The 20,884-nt window shown below is 71.4% G+C and carries 10 protein-coding genes; 2 read left to right on the plus strand and 8 right to left on the minus strand.

Annotation, left to right across the window (positions count from 1 at the left end; genetic code table 11):
- Positions 1 to 21 precede the first annotated feature (21 nt).
- The 7 genes from ACFWRT_RS28635 to ACFWRT_RS28665 all read right to left on the minus strand — a co-directional run bounded on the left by ACFWRT_RS28635 (position 22) and on the right by ACFWRT_RS28665 (position 18,589).
- The gene (locus ACFWRT_RS28635; RefSeq protein WP_380953318.1) at positions 22 to 10,965 is read right to left on the minus strand and encodes a non-ribosomal peptide synthetase; all 10,944 of its coding nucleotides are present in this window, start codon (positions 10,963 to 10,965) and stop codon (positions 22 to 24) included.
- A gap of 57 nt (positions 10,966 to 11,022) precedes the next feature.
- Entirely contained in the window at positions 11,023 to 12,810 is a 1,788-nt protein-coding gene (locus ACFWRT_RS28640; protein ID WP_380953317.1) for an ABC transporter ATP-binding protein, read from the minus strand.
- Positions 12,811 to 12,856: 46 nt separating this feature from the next.
- Complete coding sequence (locus ACFWRT_RS28645; RefSeq protein ID WP_380953316.1) at positions 12,857 to 13,906, minus strand: ABC transporter substrate-binding protein; 1,050 nt, start codon at positions 13,904 to 13,906, stop codon at positions 12,857 to 12,859.
- A 152-nt stretch (positions 13,907 to 14,058) separates the two neighbouring features.
- Positions 14,059 to 14,922 carry an ABC transporter ATP-binding protein gene (locus ACFWRT_RS28650; RefSeq protein ID WP_380953358.1) on the minus strand — a complete coding sequence of 288 codons (864 nt, stop codon included), beginning with the start codon at positions 14,920 to 14,922 and terminating at the stop codon, positions 14,059 to 14,061.
- A 62-nt stretch (positions 14,923 to 14,984) separates the two neighbouring features.
- Positions 14,985 to 16,073 (minus strand): FecCD family ABC transporter permease, encoded by a 1,089-nt coding sequence (locus ACFWRT_RS28655; protein WP_380953315.1) that lies wholly within the window; start codon positions 16,071 to 16,073, stop codon positions 14,985 to 14,987.
- 14 nt (positions 16,074 to 16,087) lie between these two features.
- Positions 16,088 to 17,146: a FecCD family ABC transporter permease gene (locus ACFWRT_RS28660; RefSeq protein WP_380953314.1), complete on the minus strand. Its 1,059-nt coding sequence runs from the start codon at positions 17,144 to 17,146 to the stop codon at positions 16,088 to 16,090.
- An 87-nt stretch (positions 17,147 to 17,233) separates the two neighbouring features.
- Positions 17,234 to 18,589, minus strand: a complete 1,356-nt coding sequence (locus ACFWRT_RS28665) for a lysine N(6)-hydroxylase/L-ornithine N(5)-oxygenase family protein (RefSeq protein ID WP_380953313.1) — start codon at positions 18,587 to 18,589, stop codon at positions 17,234 to 17,236.
- Positions 18,590 to 18,844: 255 nt separating this feature from the next.
- On the opposite strand from ACFWRT_RS28665, the gene ACFWRT_RS28670 reads away from it, so the two are divergent.
- Positions 18,845 to 19,264, plus strand: a complete 420-nt coding sequence (locus ACFWRT_RS28670) for a TOBE domain-containing protein (protein ID WP_380953312.1) — start codon at positions 18,845 to 18,847, stop codon at positions 19,262 to 19,264.
- Between the two features lie 163 nt (positions 19,265 to 19,427).
- Positions 19,428 to 19,910 carry a molybdopterin-binding protein gene (locus ACFWRT_RS28675; protein ID WP_380953311.1) on the plus strand — a complete coding sequence of 161 codons (483 nt, stop codon included), beginning with the start codon at positions 19,428 to 19,430 and terminating at the stop codon, positions 19,908 to 19,910.
- A gap of 190 nt (positions 19,911 to 20,100) precedes the next feature.
- On the opposite strand, the gene ACFWRT_RS28680 is transcribed toward ACFWRT_RS28675, so the two are convergent.
- Positions 20,101 to 20,808: a M24 family metallopeptidase gene (locus ACFWRT_RS28680; RefSeq protein WP_380953310.1), complete on the minus strand. Its 708-nt coding sequence runs from the start codon at positions 20,806 to 20,808 to the stop codon at positions 20,101 to 20,103.
- Positions 20,809 to 20,884 lie beyond the last annotated feature (76 nt).

A 20,884-nucleotide genomic window follows, 5' to 3' on the forward strand; every position in this document is an offset into this window, starting at 1 on the left:
TTGTCAGTTCCATCAGGCGTGTCATTCTTCATCGAGGTGGCGGGCGATCGCTTCCGGGGTTCGCAGGGTGAACAGATCACGGATCGTGATCACTGGACCGTACTCGCGGCGGAGCAGCCCGATCAGCCGCACCGCCAGCATGGAGTGCCCTCCGAGGGACACGAAGTCGCTCACCGCGCTCACCTCGTCGTCGTCCAGGTCCAGTGCCTCGGCGAAGAACTCGCAGACCACGGTCTCGGTCTCGCTCGAAGGTCCGCGCTCCCCCGCCGTGGTCAGCGCGCCGAGCGGCCGCGCCTCGGGCAGCGCCTTGGTGTCAGCCTTCCCGTTCACGGTGAGCGGGATGCTGTCGACCTGGGCGAAGTGGGTCGGGCGCAGGAAGTCCGGCATCCCGGAGCCGACTTCACCGGCTACCGCCGCCAACTCGGCTCCCTCCAGCACCAGATAGGCGGCCAGCCGGTAGGCGCCGTCGACCTGCGGGTCGGGCTGGGCGACCGCGGCGACGAACCGCACCGCCGGATGGGCGGCGAACACGGCCTCCACCTCGCCCAGTTCGACCCGGTGTCCGCGGATCTTGACCTGCTGGTCGGTACGGCCCAGATAGACGATGTTCCCGTCCGGCCGGCGGATCACCAGGTCCCCCGTCCGGTACATGCGCTCGCCGGGCGCGCCGAACGGGCAGGCGACGAAGCGGTGCGCGGTCTGGGCGCTCTGCCCCAGGTAGCCGCGGGCGATGCCGACGCCCGCCACGTACAGCTCACCGGGGGCCCCGTCGGGCAGCGGCCGTAGCCAGGGGTCGAGGACGTACACCTCGGTGTTGTCGATCGCCACGCCCACCACCGGGTCGAGGCATTCGAAGGTGCCGACGCCGAGGGTGTTGATGGTGTACTCGGTGGGCCCGTACAGGTTGTAGCCGACCGTGCCCTCGGTCTCGGCGAGCCGCTGCCACAGCGTCGGGGTGACGGCCTCACCGCCCAGCAGCACGAGCGGGGGCCGCTGGTGCGGGTGGTCCAGCAGCCCTTCGGCGATGAGCTGCTGGGCGTAGGTCGGGGTCACGTTGATGACGTCGATCGCGTGCTCACCGCAGTACTCGACGAGCCGGGGTGCGTCGCGGCGCAACTCCTCGTCGCAGATGTGGACTTCGTGGCCGTCGGCGAGCCAGAGCAGCTCCTCCCACGACATGTCGAAGGCGAACGACACGGTGTGCGCGATCCGGAAGGTCCGGTGGCCGTGCTCGGCGAGGACCGGCTCGAAGATGCGGCGCTGGTGGTTGATCAGCATGTTGGTGAGGCCGGCGTACTCGGTCACCACGCCCTTGGGCTTCCCGGTCGATCCTGAGGTGTAGATCGTGTACGCGGGGTGGCGCAGCCGGTCCGGATCGTCGGGGGCGAACGTCACGTACGGCTCGGCGGCCGGCAGCGGGCGGTCCAGTTCGATCAGCTCGCCGGTCAGCCGGGGCGACACGCTGCTCACGGTGAGGGTCACCTCGGGCCGCGAGTCCTCGATGATGGTCGCGATCCGCTCGTCCGGGTGGTCCAGTTCCAGCGGGACGTACGCGGCACCGACCCGCAGGACGGCGAACAGCGCCGCGATCCAGTCGGGCGAACGCGGGATCGCCAGGGCCACGGCCGTCTCCGGACCGATCCCCCGCTGCGCGAGCACACCCGCCACGGCCCGGCTGCGGTCGCGGAGTTGGGCGAAGGTCATCGTCGCGCCGTCGGCGACGAGGGCGATCCGCTCCGGATGGCGGTCGGCCGCCAGGTCGAAGCGGTCGACGACGGTGTCCGTACCGATGTCCGTGCGTTCGGCGGGCTCGGGGTCCGGTCCCAGTCCCCGCAGAGCGCCCATCCGCCCCGTCGTCGAGCGCGCCACGTCCTCCAGCACCCGCAGGTAGTCGTCCAGCAACAGGCGGGCGGAGCCGGGGTCGCCGTGGCGGTGCTCCAGCTTGACGGTGAGCCGTTCACCCGGCGTGACGACCCAGGTGTACGGGTAGTGCGTGGAGTCGTCCGCCCGGACGGAGGTGATGCCGTGGCGGGCGTTCATCGCGGCGAAGGCGTCCAGGTCCAGGAAGTTCTGGAGCACGAAGAGGTTGTCGAACAGGGTGTCGTGCCCGCTGGCCCGCTGGATCTCGCCGAGCCCGAGGTGCTCGTGGTCCATGGCCGCCACCCGGGCCGCCTGCACACCGGACAGATACGCGCCGACCGTCTCCTCGGGCCGGGCCCGGGTCCACATCGGCACGGTGTTCAGCAGGACGCCGACGATGTCACCGTGGCCCTCGCCCTCCCGGCCCGAGACGGTGACGCCGAAAACGGCGTCGCCGCGCCCGGTACGGGCCCCGAGCAGGAGGCCGAAGGCACCGGCCAGCACCGAGTTGAGGGTGACGCCGTGGACGCGGGCGGCCTCCTTCAGCAGGTCCGTCAGCTCGGCGGAGAGCGTCCTTACGAGCGGCTCGGGCAGCTCCGCGCTGAGGGCCGGGGCCGGTCCGGCGAGCAGCGTCGGTCCGGACAGGCCGGTCAGGTGGTCCGCCCAGAAGCGTTCCGATACGGCGGAGTCCTTGGCGGCGAGCGCCCGGGCGTACTCCTCGAAGCCCGGCACCGCCGGGGCCGCGTCCCACGGCTCGCCGGCGACGACGGCCTCGTACGCGTCGAACAGGTCGCGCAGCACGATCTCGCGGGACCAGCCGTCCCAGAGCAGCAGGTGGTAGCTGAGCAGCAGCCCGTCCCGGCCGTCCGGCAGCCGCACGACGGTCACCCGGATGAGCGGCGGCTCCCCGGGGTCGAAGCCGCGCTCGCGGTCGCGGGTGCGCAGGTCGTCCACCTCGGCGTCCGTGGTCAGTTCGACCGTGCGGACATCGACCCGGCGGCCCGCCTTGAGGAGCTGGACCGGGTTGCCGTCGTCGTCGGTGGTGAAGCCCGCGCCGACGACCGGGTGGCGACCGATGACGTATGCCATCGCCTCGGCCAAGGCGTCCGTGTCGAGGCGCCGGTCGAAGGTGAACCAGCTCTGCGCGACGTAGTGTCCGGCCGCGCCCGCCATCTGGGCCTGGAAGAAGAGGCCGCGCTGGAGGGGGGTGACCGGTGCGGTGCGTTCGGCGGTGGCGGAGGCGTTCCCGAGCTGCGTCAGGGCGGTGAGCCAGTGCTCGGTGAGCGTGTCGGGGATGGACCCGGCGAGGGTGAAGGCGGCGTGCAGGCTGCCGGTGGCGCCGTCGGTCCAGGCGTTGACCTCGACGGCGTACGGGCTGGGATGCTCGCCGCCGGTGACGTGGAGGACCTGCGACTCGCCGCCCCGGCCGAGGTAGTTGAAGAGGACCTGGGGGTGGGCGGTGAGGAGGGGGGCCGTCTGCGGGTTGAGATAGCGGAGTCGGCCGTACGCGACGTGCCCCTCCTCGTCCGGCTGGCGGTCGGCGATCTCGCGGGCGGCGGCCACCGGGTCGGTGTGCGGGGTGAGCCGTACGGGGGCGATGGAGGTGAACCAGCCGACGGTGCGGGTGTAGTCGTGGTGCTCCCGCGCCGGGACCCGGCCGTGGCGCTCCAGGTCGATCACCAGGTCGGAGGGGGTGGGCTGGATGTGGGTCAGCGCGGTGCGCAGGGCGCCGCAGAGCAGCTCGGTGAGGCCGACGCCCAGGGCCGCGGGGGCGGTGCGCGTCACGAGGTCGCTGACGTCGGGCGGGAGGACGGCGGTGATCTCGCGCAGCTCCGTGGGCCTGGTCGTGTCCGTGGGCGCCGCCAGCAGGGGTGGCGCCTGGAGGGTGGTGAGCCAGTGGCCGAGGCCGTCGGCGGACTCGGCCGACCGTACGGCGAGGGCTTCGGCGTACTCGGCGTACGGCGTGGTCGGCGGCGGGAGGACGGAGCCGCTCAGGGCGGTGGTCAGGTCGTCCAGAAGGATCAGCCAGGACACCGCGTCGACGGCGAGGTGGTGCACGGTGACGGCCAGGGTGCGGCTCGCCGCCAGCCAGGAGAACGCGATGAGGTCTCCGGCCTCCGGGTCGAGCCGCCCGGCCGCCTCGTTCGCGGCGGCCGTCGCGTCGGCGGTGTCGGGTGAGGTGACCGTGGCCTCGCGGGCGGGTTCGGTGCGCAGGGCCCATACGCCGTGCTCGACGCGCAGCCGCAGCCGGAGGGCCGGATGGGCGGCCACGACCGCGTTCGCGGCCCGCCGGATGTCCGCGAGGCCGGTGCCGTCGGCCACCACCAGTGTCCTGGCCTGGGCGAACCGGGTCAGCGAGCCGCCCAGCTCCCGTTGGCGCAGGATGATCGGCGTGAGCGGCAGCGGGCCGTCCTCGCGCCGGGTGGGCGGTGTCGGCGCGGCCTCGGGGGTGCGGGTGGCCAGGTGGGCGGCGAGGGCGCGCGGGGTCTTGAGGAGGAAGACGTCCCGGGGTGCGATCGGGAGGCCGAGGGCGCGGGCCCGGTTGATCAGGGTGATGGCGACGATGCTGTCGCCTCCGGCGCCGAAGAAGTCGGTGTCGGCGTCCACGGCGGCGTCGGGCAGCGTCTCGGCGAAGATACCGACCAAAGAAGCGAGTTGGGAGCCGCTCGGGGCTGTCGGTCCGTCCTGTCGCGTGGCGGCGGCCGCGCGCTCGGTGAGGGCCTTGCGGTCCAGCTTGCCGTTGACCGTCAGCGGCAGCGCGTCGAGCGGCAGGACGCGGCCCGGAACCATGTGGACGGGCAGCCTGGCGGAGAGCAGGGCGGTGAGGTCGGCGGGCGCCTCTCCCACGAGGTGCGCCACGAGGTGGTCGCCGCTGTCCGCCACGGTGACGGCCACATCGACGACACCGGCCAGCCCCCTGATCGCTCCCTCGACTTCGCCGAGCTCGACCCGGAACCCCTTCAACTGCACCTGGTCGTCGGCGCGGCCCGCGAACTCCAGCTCGCCGTCGAGCGTCCGGCGGGCGAGGTCCCCGGTGTGGTACATCCGGGAGCCGTCGCCGGCGAACGGGTTCGCGACGAAGCGGCCGGCGGTGAGTCCGGGGCGCCCCAGGTAACCGAGGGACACCTGATCGCCCGCCACATAGATGGCACCCACCCGGCCCGGCGGCACCGGCCGGAGCCGGTCGTCGAGCAGATAGGTGGCCAGACCGGGAATCGGGCCGCCTATCGGGCTGATGTCGGTGGAGCGGGCGAAGTCCTCGTCCGTCAGCACCCGGTGGGTGACATGGACGGTGGTCTCGGTGATGCCGTACATGTTGACCAGCTCGGGCGAGCCGGTCCCGTGCCGCTCGACCCAGCCGCGCAGCCGGCCGAGGTCCAGCGCCTCACCGCCGAAGATGACGCGCCGCAGCGCCGGGACCGGTTCACCGGCGTGCAGGTCGGCCTCGATGAACTGGTGGAAGGCGGACGGGGTCTGGTTGAGCACGGTCACGCCGCGCTCGCGGACCAGCCGGTGGAAGTCGACGGGCGAACGCGTCAACGCGTAATCGGGGACGAGCAGTTCGCCGCCGTGCGCGAGGGCGCCCCACAGCTCCCAGACGGCGAAGTCGAAGGAGAAGGAGTGGAACTGGACCCAGACGTCGTGCGGCCCGAAGCCCATGTCCGGCCGGGTGTTGGCGAGGAGCGTCGCGACCGCGGAGTGCGGGACGACGACGCCCTTGGGCCGGCCGGTGGAGCCGGAGGTGTAGATGACGTACGCCGGGTCCTGCGGGCTCACCACGGGTGCGGCGGTACGGTCGGCGGGCGGGTCCTCCTCCCCCTGGACGAGCACCCGCGCAGCCACGCCCGCCTTCTCCAGGAGCCGGGTGAAGCGGTCGCGCTGGTCCCGGTCCACGAGGACGACCTGCGGGGCGGAGTCGGCGAGGATGTACTCCAGCCGCTCGTCCGGGTAGGCGAGGTCGAGCGGTACGTACGCGCCTCCGGCGGTGACGACGGCGACCAGGGCGACGACCTGCTCCAGGGAGCGCGGGACGGCGACGGCGACCCGCTGCCCGGGGCCCACTCCGGCCGCGCGCAGGACGGCGGCCGACGCGTCCTTGGCGGCGGCCAGCTCGCCGTAGGTAAGGGACCGGTCGGCGCCGTCCAGGGCGCACTGGGTCACGGCCCTGGCCGACGGGTCGCGGTGGGCGGCGGCGTCGAACAGCTCGCCCAGGGTCGTCGGCGCGACCCGCTCCGGGACCCGGTCCGCCGCCCGGGCCAGCTCGTCGACCCGGGCGTCGGGGCGGCTCAGCAGCTCGGTGAGGGTCCGGGTGAACGTGTGCAGGATCGCCTCGGCGCTCTCCCGGCGCAGCAACTCCCCGTCGTAGATCAGGTTGAAGCGCGGGCGGCCGTCGCCGGCCCGCTCGACGACGAGCGTCAACGGGTAGTGCGGGGCACCCTCGTTGACGATCCCGGTGATGGCGAGGGTGTCGGTGGGGCCGCGCAGGGCGTCCACGTCGGTCGCGACGTCGAACACCACCAGGGTGTCGAAGAGCGAGCCCGCGCCGGCCTGCCGGCCGATCCTGGCCAGCGACACGTGCTGGTGTGCCAGCACCGCGCTCTGGTGGTCCTTCACCGCGGTGAGCAGGTCGTACGCGGTGTCGGTGGCGGCCCAACGGGCCCGTACGGGAATGGTGTTGATGAACAGGCCCACCATGTCCCGGATGCCCGGGACCTCGGCGTCGCGCCCGGAGACGGTGGAGCCGAAGACGACGTCCCGGCCGTGCAGGAGGCCGCCCAGGGTCACCGCCCACGCGCTGTGTACGGCCACGCTCACGGGTACGCCGGCCGACCGGGCGGCGATGTCGATGTCGTCGGCGGGCTCGGCCGCGATGTCGGCGAACCGCTCGGAGGGGGTGTGCCCTTCGGCGACCAGGGAGGGGCCGGGCAGCTCCGCGAGCTCGTCGCGCCACACCCGGTCGCTCTCGTCCTGGTCCTGCCCGGCCAGCCAGCCGACGTAGTCGCGGTAGCCGCCGAGCGGGTACACGGAGCCCGGTGCGTGGTATTCGGCCAGCAGGGCGCGGAGCATCGGCGGGACGGACCAGCCGTCGGCGATGATGTGGTGCACGGTCTGCACCAGGACGGTGCGGCCGGCTCCGGCGCGGATGAGGGTGTAGCGCATCAGGGGGCCGGTGGCGAGGTCGAACCCGGAGCGGCGGTCCTGCTCGGCCAGGTCGCGGATCTCGTCGTCGGTGATGCCGGGGCGGTCCAGGGTGGTGAAGGGCGCCCGGGTGCCGCTCTCGACGACGGAGACGACCCGGCCGTCGGCGAGGGCCGTGAAGCGGGCGGCCAGGTTGGGGTAGAGCGTGAGCAGCCGGGTGGCGGCAGTCGCGAGCCGGGCGGCGTCCACCTCGCCCTCCAGCGTGAGCAGTTGCTGCTCGACGTAGCTGCCGGTGGCGTCGTCGTCGAAGACCGAGTGGAAGTAGAGGCCCTCCTGCAACGGCGTCAGCGGCAGGATGTCCCGGAGCTCCGCGCTGTCCAGGTCGTCGACGTCGGCCTGGGTGAGCTCCACCAGCGGGAAGTCGCTGGGGGTGCGGCCGCCCTCCTCCAGCGCGGCGAGGGCCGCCAGGGCCGAGCCGAAGTACGCGCCGAGGGTGGCGATGTCCGCGTCGGTGAACACGCCCTCGGGCCAGGAGAGGGTGGTGACCAGCTCGTACGCGCCGTCGGCGCCGGGTTCGGCGATCGCGTTGAACTCCAGGGCACGCGGCAGGCGCATTCTGGGGTCGCGCTTCTCGCCCAACTGTCCGGTGGCGCCCGCGAGCTGCCAGTGTCCGGCGGCGCCGGCGTCGAACCGGCCCAGGTAGTTGAAGAGCACCTGGGGTGCGGGCGCGCTGAGTTCGGTGTCGGTGAGGTAGCGCAGGGCGCCGTAGGAGAGGCCGTTGCTGGGGACCCGGGCGAGGTCTTCCTTGACCGCCTTGAGGGCGGCGGTGAGGTAAGCGGGGTCGGTGAGGTCGGGGGCGGCGCCGGGGTCCACGGTCACCGGGAAGAGGGTGGTGAACCAGCCGACCGTACGCGACAGTTCGGGTTCAAAGCCGACCGCGTCGGCCACGAACCGCCCCTCGCGGCCGTGCCCTTCCAGCTCGATGTGGGCGAAGGTCTGCTCCTGCCCCCGGTCGCGGCGCCACCGGGCGAGGGCGACGGCCAGGGCGGTGAGCAGGACGTCGTTGACGCCCGCGTGGAACTTGGCGGGGATCTCCCCCAGCAGGGCGGCCGTCTCCCCGGGGCCGATGGAGAAGGTCCGGGTCCGCTCCCGGGCCACGGTGTCGGCCCCGGTGAGGGCGCGCCTGCCGATCGGTGCGTCCTCCCCGGGCAGGGCGCGCTGGAAGTACGTGCGGTCCGCGTCGAAGGGGGCGCGCCCGAGCAACTGGGTCCAGCGCCTGAACGACGTACCGGCGGGCGGGAGTTCGACGGGGGCGCCGGTGGAGTGCTGCCGCCAGGCCGTGGCCAGGTCGTCCATGAGGATCCGCCAGGACACGCCGTCGATCACCACATGGTGGGCGACCAGGACGAGTTGGTGTTCCGTACGGCGCCAGACTGCGCGGAGCATGACCCCGTTGTCCGGGTCGAGCCCTTCGGTGGCGCGTTCGACGCACTCCTCCAGCGGCCCGTCGCTCTCATCCCACCCGACGACGGACTGCCCGACGATGGACTGCCCGGCGACGGACTGCCCGGCCTGCAGGATGTCGAAGCTCCAGCGCTCGCCGCGCACCAGCCGGGCGCGGAGCATGTCGTGGCGGTCGAGCACGGCGGTGAGGACGGCGTCGAGCGCATCGGGGGTCAGCTCCGGCGGGGTGTTCAGGACGACCGACTGGACGAAGCCGTCGATCGCGTCGGTGGTCTCGCCGAGCCACTGCACGATGGGCGACCCTACGACGGAGCCGGTCGGGGTGTCGGCGTGGTCCACGGTGGAGACGTCGTCGCGGCTCGCCACCGCCGCCAGTGCCCCGACGGTGCTGCGGGTGAAGATCTGGCGTGCCGTCACATGGAGGCCCGCGTCCCGCAATGTGCTGAGCAGGGAGATCGCCAGGATGCTGTCGCCGCCGAGCTGGAAGAAGTCCTGGTCGACGCCGACCTCGTCCACCCGCAGCACGGCCGCGACCGCCGCGCAGACCAGGCGCTCGTTCTCGGTGGCGGGTGCCGCGAGGCCGCCGGTGGGCCGGGAGGGTTCCGGCAGGGCGGCTCGGTCGATCTTTCCGTTGGCGGTGAGCGGGAACTCGGTGAGGACGACGAGGTGGGCGGGGACCATGTACTCGACCATGTGGGCGGTGGCCCAGGCCGTGACCTCGTCGGCCGTGAGCTCCTCACCGCCGGTGGCGGGGATGACGTAGCCCAGGAGGTAGGTGCCGCCCGCGCTGTTCTTCCGGGCGACGACGCAGGTGTGCCGGACGCGGGGGTGCTCGGCGAGGGATGCCTCGACGTCCTCGATCTCCAGCCGCATCCCGCGGATCTTGATCTGGTTGTCGGCCCGGCCGAGGAAGTCCAGCGACCCGTCCGGGGCGTACCGGGCCAGGTCGCCGGTCCGGTACAGCCGGGAGCCGTCGGAGGCGAAGGGGTTGGCGACGAACCGGGAGGCGGTGAGGCCGGGGGCCCCGACGTATCCGCGTCCCAGGAGGAGCCCGCCCACGTACAGTTCGCCGCCGACGCCGAACGGGACCGGACGCAGTTCGTCGTCCAGCACGTAGAGCTGGGTGTTGGGGTTGGCCCGGCCGATCGAGGTCGACAGGCGCTCGGCCTCGCCCCGGTAGATGACGTGGGAGACCCCGATGGTCGTCTCGGCGGGGCCGTAGCCGTGGTACATGGGGATGTCGAGCCGGGTGCGGAACCGCTCGTACAGCTCCGGGGTCAGCACCTCGCCGCCGCACCAGACGTGGCGCAGGCTGTCGAGGCGGCCGGAGCCGGCCTCGATCTCCAGGAGGACGTCGAGCATGGAGGAGACCAGGTAGGTGAAGGTGACGCGCTGCTCGGCGATGACGCTGAGCAGGTGGTGCGGGTCGCGTTCGCCGCCGGGCCGCAGGATCACCAGCCGGCCGCCGGAGACGAGCGGCAGGAAGATCTCGTTGATGGAGATGTCGAAGGAGAGGGGCGCCTTGAACAGCGACGCGTCGTCGTGGCCGAACCGCAGGATCTCCTCCCGCTGCCACAGCAGGCGCTCGCTGATCGCCTCGTGGCGGATCATCGCGCCCTTGGGCCGACCGGTCGAACCGGAGGTGAAGATGACGTACGCCAGTGAGGTGGCGGGGACGGCCGCCTCGGGCGCCTCGGCGGGGTAGGAGCCGAAGCCCCAGTCGCCGAGGTCGACGGCGACGGCGTCCGGCTCGGCTCCGTCGGACGCGCCCGAGCTGTTGAGCTGGAGCACGACCCCCGCGTCCTCGATGACGACGGCCCTGCGGGCGGCGGGCCACTGCGGATCGAGCGGGACGAACGCGCACCCGGCCTGGAGTACGGCGAGGAGGCCGATGACCATGTCGGCGGAGCGGCCGAGGGAGATCCCGACGACCTGTTCGGCACCGAGACCGCGTTCGGTCAGGTGGTGGGCCAACTGGGCCGACAGCTCAGCCGATTGATGGTACGTCAGGGTTCGGTGCTCGTCGACGATCGCGACGGCGTCCGGCCGGGCGCGGGCCTGCTCGCGGAACAGCTCCATGACGGTCGGGCGGACGCGGTCGGCCCGGTTGTCGTTCCACCGGGCCAGGGTCTCGATCCGTGCCGCGATGCTGGAGGGGCCGATGGTGCCGACGGGCCGGTCCGGGAAGCCGGCCAGGTCGTCCAGGGCGAGCTGCGCTTCGTCCGGCCGGACGCCGTCGGGGAGTGTGATGCTCAGGCCGTCCGCTCCGACCTCCCAACCCGGGCTTCCGCCCCCGCCGTTGTCGACCCAGCCGAGGACATCGGCGAACGAGGTGCCGGGGGTGAGGTCGATGCCGTCGGGCCCGGCCCCGGTCGCCCAGTACGCCAGAGCGATGGCGGACGCTTCGGCGATGGTCCGGTCGCCGTAGTCGCCGATGCGCCGGCGTACATCGGTGAAGTGGGCGGGAGAGAGCAGTACACGCGGAGCGGTTGGTTCCGTCATCGAGAACTCAGCACCCTTCCAAGGCGATCAAGTCAGCCTAACCTTACTGAGGTTGCCCTAACTACCCTCGCGCCAAGCGCGCCACAAGCGTGCGTACATGCCCCCCAGGGCCACCAGTTCCTCGTGTGTCCCCTCCTCCACCACACGCCCCGCGTCGAGCACGGCGATCCGGTCCGCCGCCATCGCCTGGGTCAGTCGGTGGGCCACGAAGAGCGTGGTACGGCCCGCACAGGCGGCCAGGACGGCACGCTCCAGCTCGGCGGCGCCCTCACTGCCCGCCTCGGCGGTCGACTCGTCGAGGACGACCACCGGGGAGCGGCTCAACACCATACGGGCCAGGGCGACTTGTGCGACCTTCGTCACATCGAGGCGCTCGCCGCCCTCGCCGACCGGGGCGTGCAGTCCGCCGGGCAGCAGCTCGACCCACCCGTCGGCGCCGACGGTCCGCAGCGCGTCCGTCAACTGCTCGTCGCTCGCCTCGGGAGCGGCGAGGCGCAGGTCGTCGGCGAGCGGCCCGGAGAACACGTGCGTCTCCTGGGTCAGGATGCTCACCAGGGAGCGTGCCGCGGCCTCGTCGAGTCCGGCGAGGTCCCAGGAGCCGATGCGTACGGTTCCGGTCTGCGGGGTCCCTATGCCGGCGATCAGCGCGGCCAGGGTCGACTTTCCGGCACCGGTCGCGCCCACCAGCGCCAGCGAACCGCCGGCCGGGATAGCCAGGTTCACGTTCCGCAGGACGGGTTCCTCGGTGTCCGGATAGCTGAACGTCAGCTCCTCCACGGTCACCGCGTACGGTACGGCCTCGGCGCGGGCGACGGACGCGTCGCCCACCAGCCGCTCCTCGGCCGGCTCCCCCAGGACCCCGACCAGGCGCGTGAGGCTGGCGCCGGACTTCTGCGCCTCGTCGAAGGTGAACATGATGGCGCCCAGCGGGGTGAACAGCCGGTGGAACATCAGCGGGGCGGCCGACACCTCGCCGAGCGTGGCGGCATCCGCCTCCAGCAGGGCGTATCCCACCACCAGGATCAGGACGAGGCCGATGAACTCGGCCCGGTTCTCCCGGCCGACGAACCGGCCGAAGAACCGGAAGACCTCGACGCCGAGGTTGCGCACCCGCCACGACTCGGCGGTGACCTTCTCCCGGACGTCGCCCTCCAGGCGGTACGCCCGTACGGTGTCGATCCCGTTGAGGCCGCTGATCAGCGCCTGCGCGCGGTCGGCCTGGGCGATGCGCTGCTTGCGGTAGAGGGGGGCGGACCGGGGCAGGTACCAGCGCAGCGCGAGGGCGTACGCGGGCAGGGCGCAGGCACCGGCCAGGCCGAGCCGCCAGTCCAGGCCGAACATGCCGAGCGTGGCGATGGCCACCAGCACCCCGGCCGAGAACACCGTCGGGATGGCCTGCCGGATGCCCTTGGAGAGGACGGCCACGTCGTCACCGACCCGGGAGAGCACATCGCCCCGGCCGACCTGTTCGACGCGCGTGCTCGGCATCCCGAGCACGGCCCGTACGGCGCTCTCCCGCAACTGCGCCAGCAGCTCCGCCCCCAGCCGCCCGATCAGGTACGTGGAGGCCGCGGTGGCCGCCGCGCCGAGCAGCGCGGCGGCCCCCATCAGCACCCCGACGGTGACGAGCACCGAGCGCGACTCGCCATCGACCACCCCGTCGACCACCCGGCCCAGCAGGAGCACGGGGACCACTTGGAGTGCCGCGCCGGCCACGGTGGTGAGCACGGTGGAGAAGGTCAGCCACGGGGCTCGGCGGCAGTGTTCCGCCACCCAGCCGGTGGCCTCCCTCCCCGTCGCCGTACGCAGCTTCGTCGGGGGCGGAGGGATGTCGGTGACAGTCACGCGATCGCCAGTTCTCGGTGGGGGGAGGGCTGCCCGGCCGTCATCGCTACTTGGCCGCCTTGACCAGCTCGTCGATCGCGTACGGCAGGGAGAGCAGCGTGCCCTGGGACATGGCGGCACCGATGGCCGGGCCCTCGCTGTCCAGGAGGTAGGAGACCTTGCCGTCCTTGACGGCGGGCAGGTTGGCGAAGAGCTCGAACTTCTTGAGCGCCTCCGTGTCCGCCTTGTCGTTGATGACGAAGATGCGGTCGACGTCGATCAGGTCGATGCGCTCGGGCGAGAGCTCGGTGGAGAACTTGCCGTCGGCGATCTTGTCGATCTCGGTCTGGTAGCCGAAGCCGGAACCGGTGAGCAGCTGACCGCGCACATCGGTCGAGGTGAACGGGTACACCGCGCCCTTGTACCAGGAGAGCGCGACGGCCTTCTGCCCGGCGAAGGCGGGGTTGTCCTTCTTGGCCGTGTCGAGCTTGTCCTGGATGCCCTTCACCAGCTCCTTGCCCTCGGACTCCTTGCCGAGCGCCTTGGCGATGTGGACCGCGTTGTCCTGCCACGGAGCGCTGAAGGGCTCCTTCTCGGCCTTGGTGCGGCCGACGGTGGGCGCGATCTTGGAGAGCTTGTCGTAGGCGGCCTGGTCGACCTCGGAGTAGACCGCGATGATCAGGTCCGGCCGCAGGGAGGCGATCTTCTCGTAGTTGGGGCCCGCGTCACCGTTGTTCATGATGACCTCGGGACGGGTCTCGCCCCACTTGTCCTTCACCCAGGGCCACTGGGTGTTGATGTCGGGGGTCTGGCCGACCGGGTTCGGGTACTGGTCGACCATGCCGACCGGCTTGATGCCGAAGGCCAGGATGGCCTGGTCGTCCGTGTAGCCCACGGAGACGACCCGCTTGGGGGCCTTCTCGACCTTCGTGGATCCGAACGCGTGCTCCACCGTGACCGGGAACGCGCCGGCTTCGGCGGCCGGGGCGTCGTCGCTCTTCTTCGGCTCCGTGTCGGAACCGCATCCGGCGAGGGGGCCGACGCCGAGGGTCGCGACGGAGAGTGCCGCGGCCAGCCGCCGCCACGGCTGAGCGAGCGTCGTTCGATGGAGAAGCATCCGGAATCCCTTGCTTTCGCGCTGTCCACTGCGCCCCTGAATGAGGGCGAGCAAACCTTATCCCGCCCAAGTGAGGTGAGCCTAGCCTTACTTAGAACTTTCCCACGCTTGGATCATGTATCAGACAGCCGCCAAGTACCTCTGGAACAGGCCTACTTCACCAGGGTGTCGCTCACCGGTTCGAGGTGGACGTGCGTACGTCCGATCGGGACGATGAGCGGACGGTCGCCCACCGGATCGTCGATCACCTTGGCCCGCAGCCCGAAGGCCTCGTGCAGCAGCTCGGCGGTGATCACGTCACGCGGGTGCCCCTGCGCCAGGATCGAGCCCGCCCGCATCACGATGAGGTTGTCGCTGTAGCGCGTGGCGAGGTTGAGGTCGTGCAGCACCATGACCACGGTGCACCCCGACTCGTGCAGGTCGTCCACCAGGTCGAGTACGTCGATCGCGTGCGCGAGGTCCAGATAGGTGGTCGGCTCGTCCAGGAGCAGCAGGTCGGTGCCCTGGGCCAGGGTCATCGAGATCCAGACCCGCTGGCGCTGGCCGCCGGAGAGCGAGTCGACGGGACGGTCGGCCAGGTCGGCCACCCCGGTCATGGCCAGCGCGCGCTCCACGACCTCGGCGTCGTCCGAGGACCACTGCCGCAGCCAGCTCTGGTGCGGATGGCGCCCCCGGGCGACCAGGTCCCCCACCGTCAGGCCCTCGGGCGCCACGGGCGCCTGCGGCAGCAGGCCGAGCTTCTTCGCCACGTCCCGGGTCCTGAGCTTGGCGATGTCCTCGCCGTCCAGCGCGACCGTCCCGCCGGCCGGCTTGAGCAGACGGGTCAGGGTGCGCAGCAGTGTCGACTTCCCACAGCCGTTGGGACCGATGATCGTGGTGACCACCCCCGAGGGGATCGCCACGTCCAGGTCGTCGATGACCGCCCGGCCGCCGTAGCCGACAGTGACGCCCCGCGCCGCCAGACGCGGCACGTCACCGGCCTCGGACCGGGTCTCGGTGATGAACTGCGCGACCACAACCACCCCTTGAGTTTAGGCTCACCTAACCTTATTACGTCCGGAGGGAGTTCGCCCACGCCCTAAGGGCCGGTCCGGCGGAGGTTCGCCCGTACCAGCAGGTAGACGAGGAACGGGCCGCCGATCGCGGCGGTGACCACGCCGACCGGAAGGGTGACCGGCAGCGCAGTCCGCGCGATGAGATCCGAACCGATCAGCAGCAGCGCACCCAGCACACCGGAGGCCGCCATCGGCGGCGTCGGACACCTCGCCAGCCGCATCGCCACCTGGGGCGCCACCAGCGCGACGAACGGGACGGGGCCCGCGGCGCTCACCGCGACGGCGGCCAGCAGCACCGCGCACAGCAGGAGGACGGCCCGCACCCTGGTGTAGCGGACGCCCAGGCCGGCGGCCACGTCGTCACCTAGGTGCATCGGCTTGAACGAGAACGCGGCGGCGGCCACCACCACGAGCAGGACCAGCGACCCCCAGAACGCGATCTGCACCTCGTCCCACGACCGACCGTCCAGCGAACCGACCAGCCACGCCTGGGCCCGGGCCACGTCCCTGATGTCGGCGGACACCAGCAGCCAGGTCGTGAGCGCCTGCATCACCGCGCTCACCGAGATGCCGATGAGGATGAGCCGGAAGCCGTCGATCCCGCGCCGCCACGCCAGGAAGTAGACCAGCAGCCCCGTACCGAGGCCGCCCAGGAGCGCCGCCGCCGACAGCCCCACCGACCCGACGACCGCCGCGGCGGCCCCGCCGGACACCGTCACCAGGAAGACCGCGACCGCGCTGGCCCCGCTGGTGATCCCGAGGATGTCGGGGCTGGCGAGCGGATTGCGGGCGACGGACTGGGTGATCGCCCCGGACACCCCCAGGGCGATGCCCACGACGAGTCCGGCCAGGGCGCGCGGCATCCGCAGGTCCATCACGACGAACTCGTCGACCTGTTCGCCCTGGCCCAGCAGCGTGGCGATCACCCGGGACAGGCCGATGGGGAAGTCCCCGACGGCGATGGAGAGGCAGAACACCAGGAAGGCGGAGGCCGCCAGCACCAGCGTGACGAGGACGAGCCAGGGCCGCCAGACGAACGACACCTGACCGAACCGCACACCCGGCGAGAGGGACGGGTTCGTGCCGGCCGGGTTCAGGTCTGTCCTACTCATGCTCTCTTGTCTGTTCATGCGCTCTTGAACTTCCCTCGCCACACCAGGACCGCGAAGAACGGTGCGCCGATGAGGGCGACCAAGACCCCCGGTTCCAGCTCACCGGGCCGCACCACCAGGCGCCCGACGATGTCGCAGGCCAGCAGGATGACGGCCCCGAGCAGACCCGCGTACGGCACCAGCCAGCGGTAGTCGGGCCCCGTCATGTACCGGGCCACATGGGCGACCATGAGCCCGAGAAAGGCGATGGGGCCGCACGCCGCCGTGGCCGCGCCCGCCAGCAGGGTGATGGCGACGATGCCGACGGCCCGGCTGAGCACGATGTTCACGCCGAGCCCGCGCGCCACGTCGTCGCCCAGGTTGAGCAGGTTGAGGGAGGGCAGCATGCTGAGGGCCAGGACGAGCCCGACGGCGATGAACCCGGTCACCGGCCAGATGACGTCGAACCCCACCCCGGCCACCGAGCCCGCGCTGAAGAACCGCAGCGCGTTCAGCGACTTCTGGTCGGTCAGCGCGACCGCGGTGGTCATCGCCATGAGGAAGACCGTGATCCCCTGCCCGGCCAGGGCGAGCGTCAGCGGGTTGCCCGCCCCCCTGCCGATGCTCGCCAGGCCGAAGACGACGACGCCGGCCACCGCAGCTCCCACGAAGGCGAACCAGACGTAGTGGAACGGGTCGGTGAGGCCGAACACGGCGATCGCCGACACCACGGCGAACGAGGCACCGCTGTTCACGCCCAACAGGCCCGTGTCCGCGATGGGGTTACGTGTGTACCCCTGGATCAGCGCACCGCCGACGCCCAGGGCGATGCCCGCCACGATCGCGAGGACGGTCCGGGGCACTCGGACGGTCTGCACGATGAGGCGGATCTCGGTGAGCCGTTGGTCGGAGTCCGGTGCCGCGAACAGCCCGTGCCAGACCTCGGCGGGGCTGAGCGCACGGGCTCCCACGGCCAACGACAGGGCCGCGACGAGCGCGAGGAGCGCCACCAGCGTCCCCAACCCCACAACCCGCCCGCGGCGGACCTCTGTCGCGCCCCTGGGCGCGGGGCGCTCAACTGCAGTCGTGCTCATATGGACGTACGTTATCCCCACTGATCAACCGGACGTTCTGGGACGGCGCGGAGGGCGCACCCGCGTCCGGGTGCGCCCGTACGGCGGCTACGCGACGGCGCTGCCGGTGCCGTCGGTGACCGGGCCGGCCTCGTCGGAGGTGGACTTGACGCTCCGGTCCAGCAGCGAGTCCAGGATCTCGCCGACGCGTATCGCGGTGTTGGAGAGCAGGGACGTGGTGATGCCGTGCGTGTGCTCCGTACCGCCCTGCAGGTAGATTCCGCAGTTCAGGGCGGGGTCGGTGGCGATGCGGTAGTCGCGCTCGACCCGGACGCGGCCCTCGTCGTCGAGCAGGCAGCGGTCGGCGACCTCACCGAGGAGGCCGAGCGGGTCGGCGGGGCTGTAGCCGGTGGCGAAGACAACGATATCGGCGTCCAGAGGTGTCTCCTCGCCGGTGACGAGGGACTTCACGGTGGTACGTACGCTGTCGGGCCGCTCCTCGACGTCGGTGACGCGGGAGACGTTGAGGAAGCGGAGGCGCTCGGTGCCGAGGACCTTCTCCCGGTACATCTGCCGGTACAGGTCTTCGATCAGGTCGATGTCCACCACGGAGTAGTTGGTGTTCCCGTGATAGTCCATCAGCTTGCTCTTGACGCTGTCGGGCGCGGCGAAGAACTCGTCGACCGCGCCGGGGTCGAAGATCCGGTTGGCGAAGCTGCTGTCGTCGGCGGGGCTGTAGCCGTAGCGGGAGAAGACCGCGCAGACCTCGGCCTCGGGGAAGCGGCGGTGCAGGTAGGCGACGTTCTCGGCGGCGCTCTGCCCGGCTCCCACGACGACGAACCGCGCGGGCGAGGTGCCCTCCAGACCGTCGACCTTGCGCAGCAGATCCGAGTTGTGCCAGACGCGGTCGCCGCGCCGCACACCTTCCGGCAGGATCGGGCGCAGCCCGGTGCCGATGACGAGGTTGCGGGCCCGGTGCATTTCGAGGCCGCCCCCGGACCGGACGGTGACATCCAGGTACTCCACGGTGCCGTCGTGGACGAAGGGCGTCACGGAGACGACCTCGTGTCCGTAGGAGACCATGTCGTCGACCTTGGCCGCGGCCCACTCGAAGTAGTCGTGGAACTCGACGCGCAGCGGGAAGAGGTTCTTGTGGTTGATGAAGTCGATCAGCCGGTTCTTGCTCTGCAGGTAGCAGAGGAAGCTGTACTCGCTGGCCGGGTTACGGAGTGTCACCAGGTCCTTGAGGAACGACACTTGCATCGTGGCGTCGTCGATCAGCATGCCGCGGTGCCAGCCGAAGCTCTGCTGCTGCTCGAAGAAGTGAGCGGTGACCGGCTCCTGCCCGCCGACGCGTGTGTTGTGCTCTCTGAGCGCGATCGCCATGGCCACGTTGGAGGGGCCGAAGCCGATTCCGATGAGGTCATGGATCAGTGGTGCGTCGCCAGGATGAACCTGTGACATGTCACTCCCATCGTGCGGGAAAGCCGCCTGTCAGGCGCCGGGGAAGGTACGCGAGATGGGCGCGCCGACAGAGCAGCCCAGCCCGACTTAGGTGAGCCTAAGCTAATCGGAACGAGACTGTCGATAGGGCAAAGCGGATATCGATCGACTGACGTCTCGTCAATTAGCGTGCCAAAATGTCCTGTTGACAGCGGCGGTGAGTTATGCGTCACGTGGTGTGACCACGGTGGCGCCGCTGTGGCCTAGAGTGCGGACGTGCCTTCGTACAGCATTGGCCAGGCCGCAGAGCTGCTGGCCGTGAGCCCGGAGACCGTTCGCCGATGGGCGGACGGCGGTCACCTCGCGATGGACCGGGGCAGCTCGGGGAACCGGCTGATCGACGGCGTCAGCCTGGCGTCCTTCGCCACCGAGCGCGCCGCCGGCCTTCATCCGGTGCCCGATGGCGGGGCTCTGACGTCGGTACGGAACGCGTTCGCCGGAATCGTCACCGCCGTCACGATGGACGACATCGTGGCCCAGGTGGAGATCCAGTCAGGCCCGCACCGGCTGGTGTCGCTGATCAGCCGCGAGTCCGTGGAGGAACTCGGCCTCGAAGTGGGCGTCCTGGCGACGGCCCGGGTGAAGTCGACCAACGTGCACATCGACCGCCCGGGAAGCCAGCCCCGGGAGCGCTGACGCGACCGCCCGCTCACCGGCGGATGTGAACACGAACTCCGGGGCGGGTTCACAGAAGCGAGGCGGGAGGCGGACGCAGCCTCGCAGGCACGGTTCGGTGGGCCGGTTGCTGGGCATACCTTCCTGGCAGCCGCCACGCGGGCCGTCCGGATGGGGGACCACCATGAGCCGACTCGGTACGCCGGACCGCGCCTCCGCCACCCAGCTCGCGTCGCTGGCCCTGCTCGGCGATGTCGGCCGCCCCGCCACCCTGACGGTGCGTGACCTGCGCGACGGATGGGAGCAGCACCGGGCGGAGGTCGTCTTCGACTGCGCCACCAGCGGGCCGCAGCGCCATGTGTTCGAGGGCCCGCTGCTGCGCGAGGTCGCCCTCGCCTCGCAGCCGCTCTTCGACGCCCTGCGCCGCAAGGACCGGTCCCGGTTCGCCCTGGCGGTCTCCGGCGGCGACGGGCACCACACCGTGCTGGCCTGGGCGGAGATCGACGCCGATTTCGGCGACGCCCCCGTCCTCCTGGCGACCCGGCTGGACGGTGCGGACCTGGACCCGGCCGGCAGCCAACTGGTGGTGCCCGTGGACCGGTGCGGGGCGCGCTACATCAGCGCCATCACCCGGGTCTGGGTCGGCGCCTGGCCGGGGACGCGGTAGCCGGCGACGTACAGGACGGGAACGGGATCATGGGCCTCACCGCCGGGCTGGAGTGATGACGCGATGACACCACGCCCGTGTTCCGGGTGCAGCTCCGTCCCACCTCGAAAATGGTGAAGCCGGTCTCTCCGGGCCGGAGGTCGGACGAGGCCATGCGAGATGAGTCGAGATCAGGCGAGGCCCGGCGAAATCAGGCGAGATCGAGCAACTGCTCGTAGAAGCCGCCGAATTCGCGCCGACGGTCCACGAAGTGCAGTTCGAGGATCCAGTGGCAGACCCGGCCCGCTCGGTCGGTGCGGCGCAGCCGCGTGGCGTTCTCCGGGGCGATGTAGGACTCCGCCTTCGCCCCGTCATTGGTCTCGTGCGGGAACTCCCCGACGAGATGCCCGGTGTGCCAGATGCCGATCTCCCATCCCGCTTCGGCCGCCAGACGTTCCACTTCGGCGTGGAGCTGCTTGCCGGAGATGTCCGGATCCGCCTGGAACGCCGCGCGTCCGGCGTCGAACACGCGGGGCAGGTCCTGGAGCAGTCGGTGCTTGACCGGGTCGTCGCCGAAGACGTAGGTGCGGCCGAAGTCGGCCTCGTACTCCTCGAAGATCGGGCCGAAGTCGGCGAAGGCGACGTCGTCCTCGCCGATGACGCGGTCGGGCGGGTTGTCCCGGTAGGGCAGCAGCGTGTTCGGGCCGGATCGGATGATCCGCTTGTGCCAGTGCTTGGTCGTGCCGAACATCTCGTTGGCCAGGTCCCGGATCCGGTCGCTCACCTCCCGCTCAGCGACGCCGGGGGTGACCAGTTCGCGGGTCTCCACCTCGGCGAAGAGAGCGACGGCCTTCTCCTGCGCCGCCACCAGGCCCGCCGCCCGCCGGTCCTCGTCCGGTCCGGAGAATTCGGACGTCATGTGGTTCCCCCGTGTCCTCCGTGTCCTGGCACCCCTCGCCGGCTCGGCGCGGCCGCCCGGCACGGAGCCGGCAGGT

The sequence above is a fragment of the Streptomyces cyaneofuscatus genome, assembly GCF_042718795.1.
GTDB classification, from domain to species: domain Bacteria; phylum Actinomycetota; class Actinomycetes; order Streptomycetales; family Streptomycetaceae; genus Streptomyces; species Streptomyces cyaneofuscatus_A.

What these genes read in the sequence shown, in the direction of transcription:
- ACFWRT_RS28660 (WP_380953314.1), bottom strand. Translation starts at nt 17,146, where the DNA reads ATGAGCACGACTGCAGTTGAGCGCCCCGCGCCCAGGGGCGCGACAGAG.
- ACFWRT_RS28675 (WP_380953311.1), top strand. Translation starts at nt 19,428, where the DNA reads ATGAGCCGACTCGGTACGCCGGACCGCGCCTCCGCCACCCAGCTCGCG.
- ACFWRT_RS28665 (WP_380953313.1), bottom strand. Translation starts at nt 18,589, where the DNA reads ATGTCACAGGTTCATCCTGGCGACGCACCACTGATCCATGACCTCATC.
- ACFWRT_RS28655 (WP_380953315.1), bottom strand. Translation starts at nt 16,073, where the DNA reads ATGAGTAGGACAGACCTGAACCCGGCCGGCACGAACCCGTCCCTCTCG.
- ACFWRT_RS28680 (WP_380953310.1), bottom strand. Translation starts at nt 20,808, where the DNA reads ATGACGTCCGAATTCTCCGGACCGGACGAGGACCGGCGGGCGGCGGGC.
- ACFWRT_RS28645 (WP_380953316.1), bottom strand. Translation starts at nt 13,906, where the DNA reads ATGCTTCTCCATCGAACGACGCTCGCTCAGCCGTGGCGGCGGCTGGCC.
- ACFWRT_RS28635 (WP_380953318.1), bottom strand. Translation starts at nt 10,965, where the DNA reads ATGACGGAACCAACCGCTCCGCGTGTACTGCTCTCTCCCGCCCACTTC.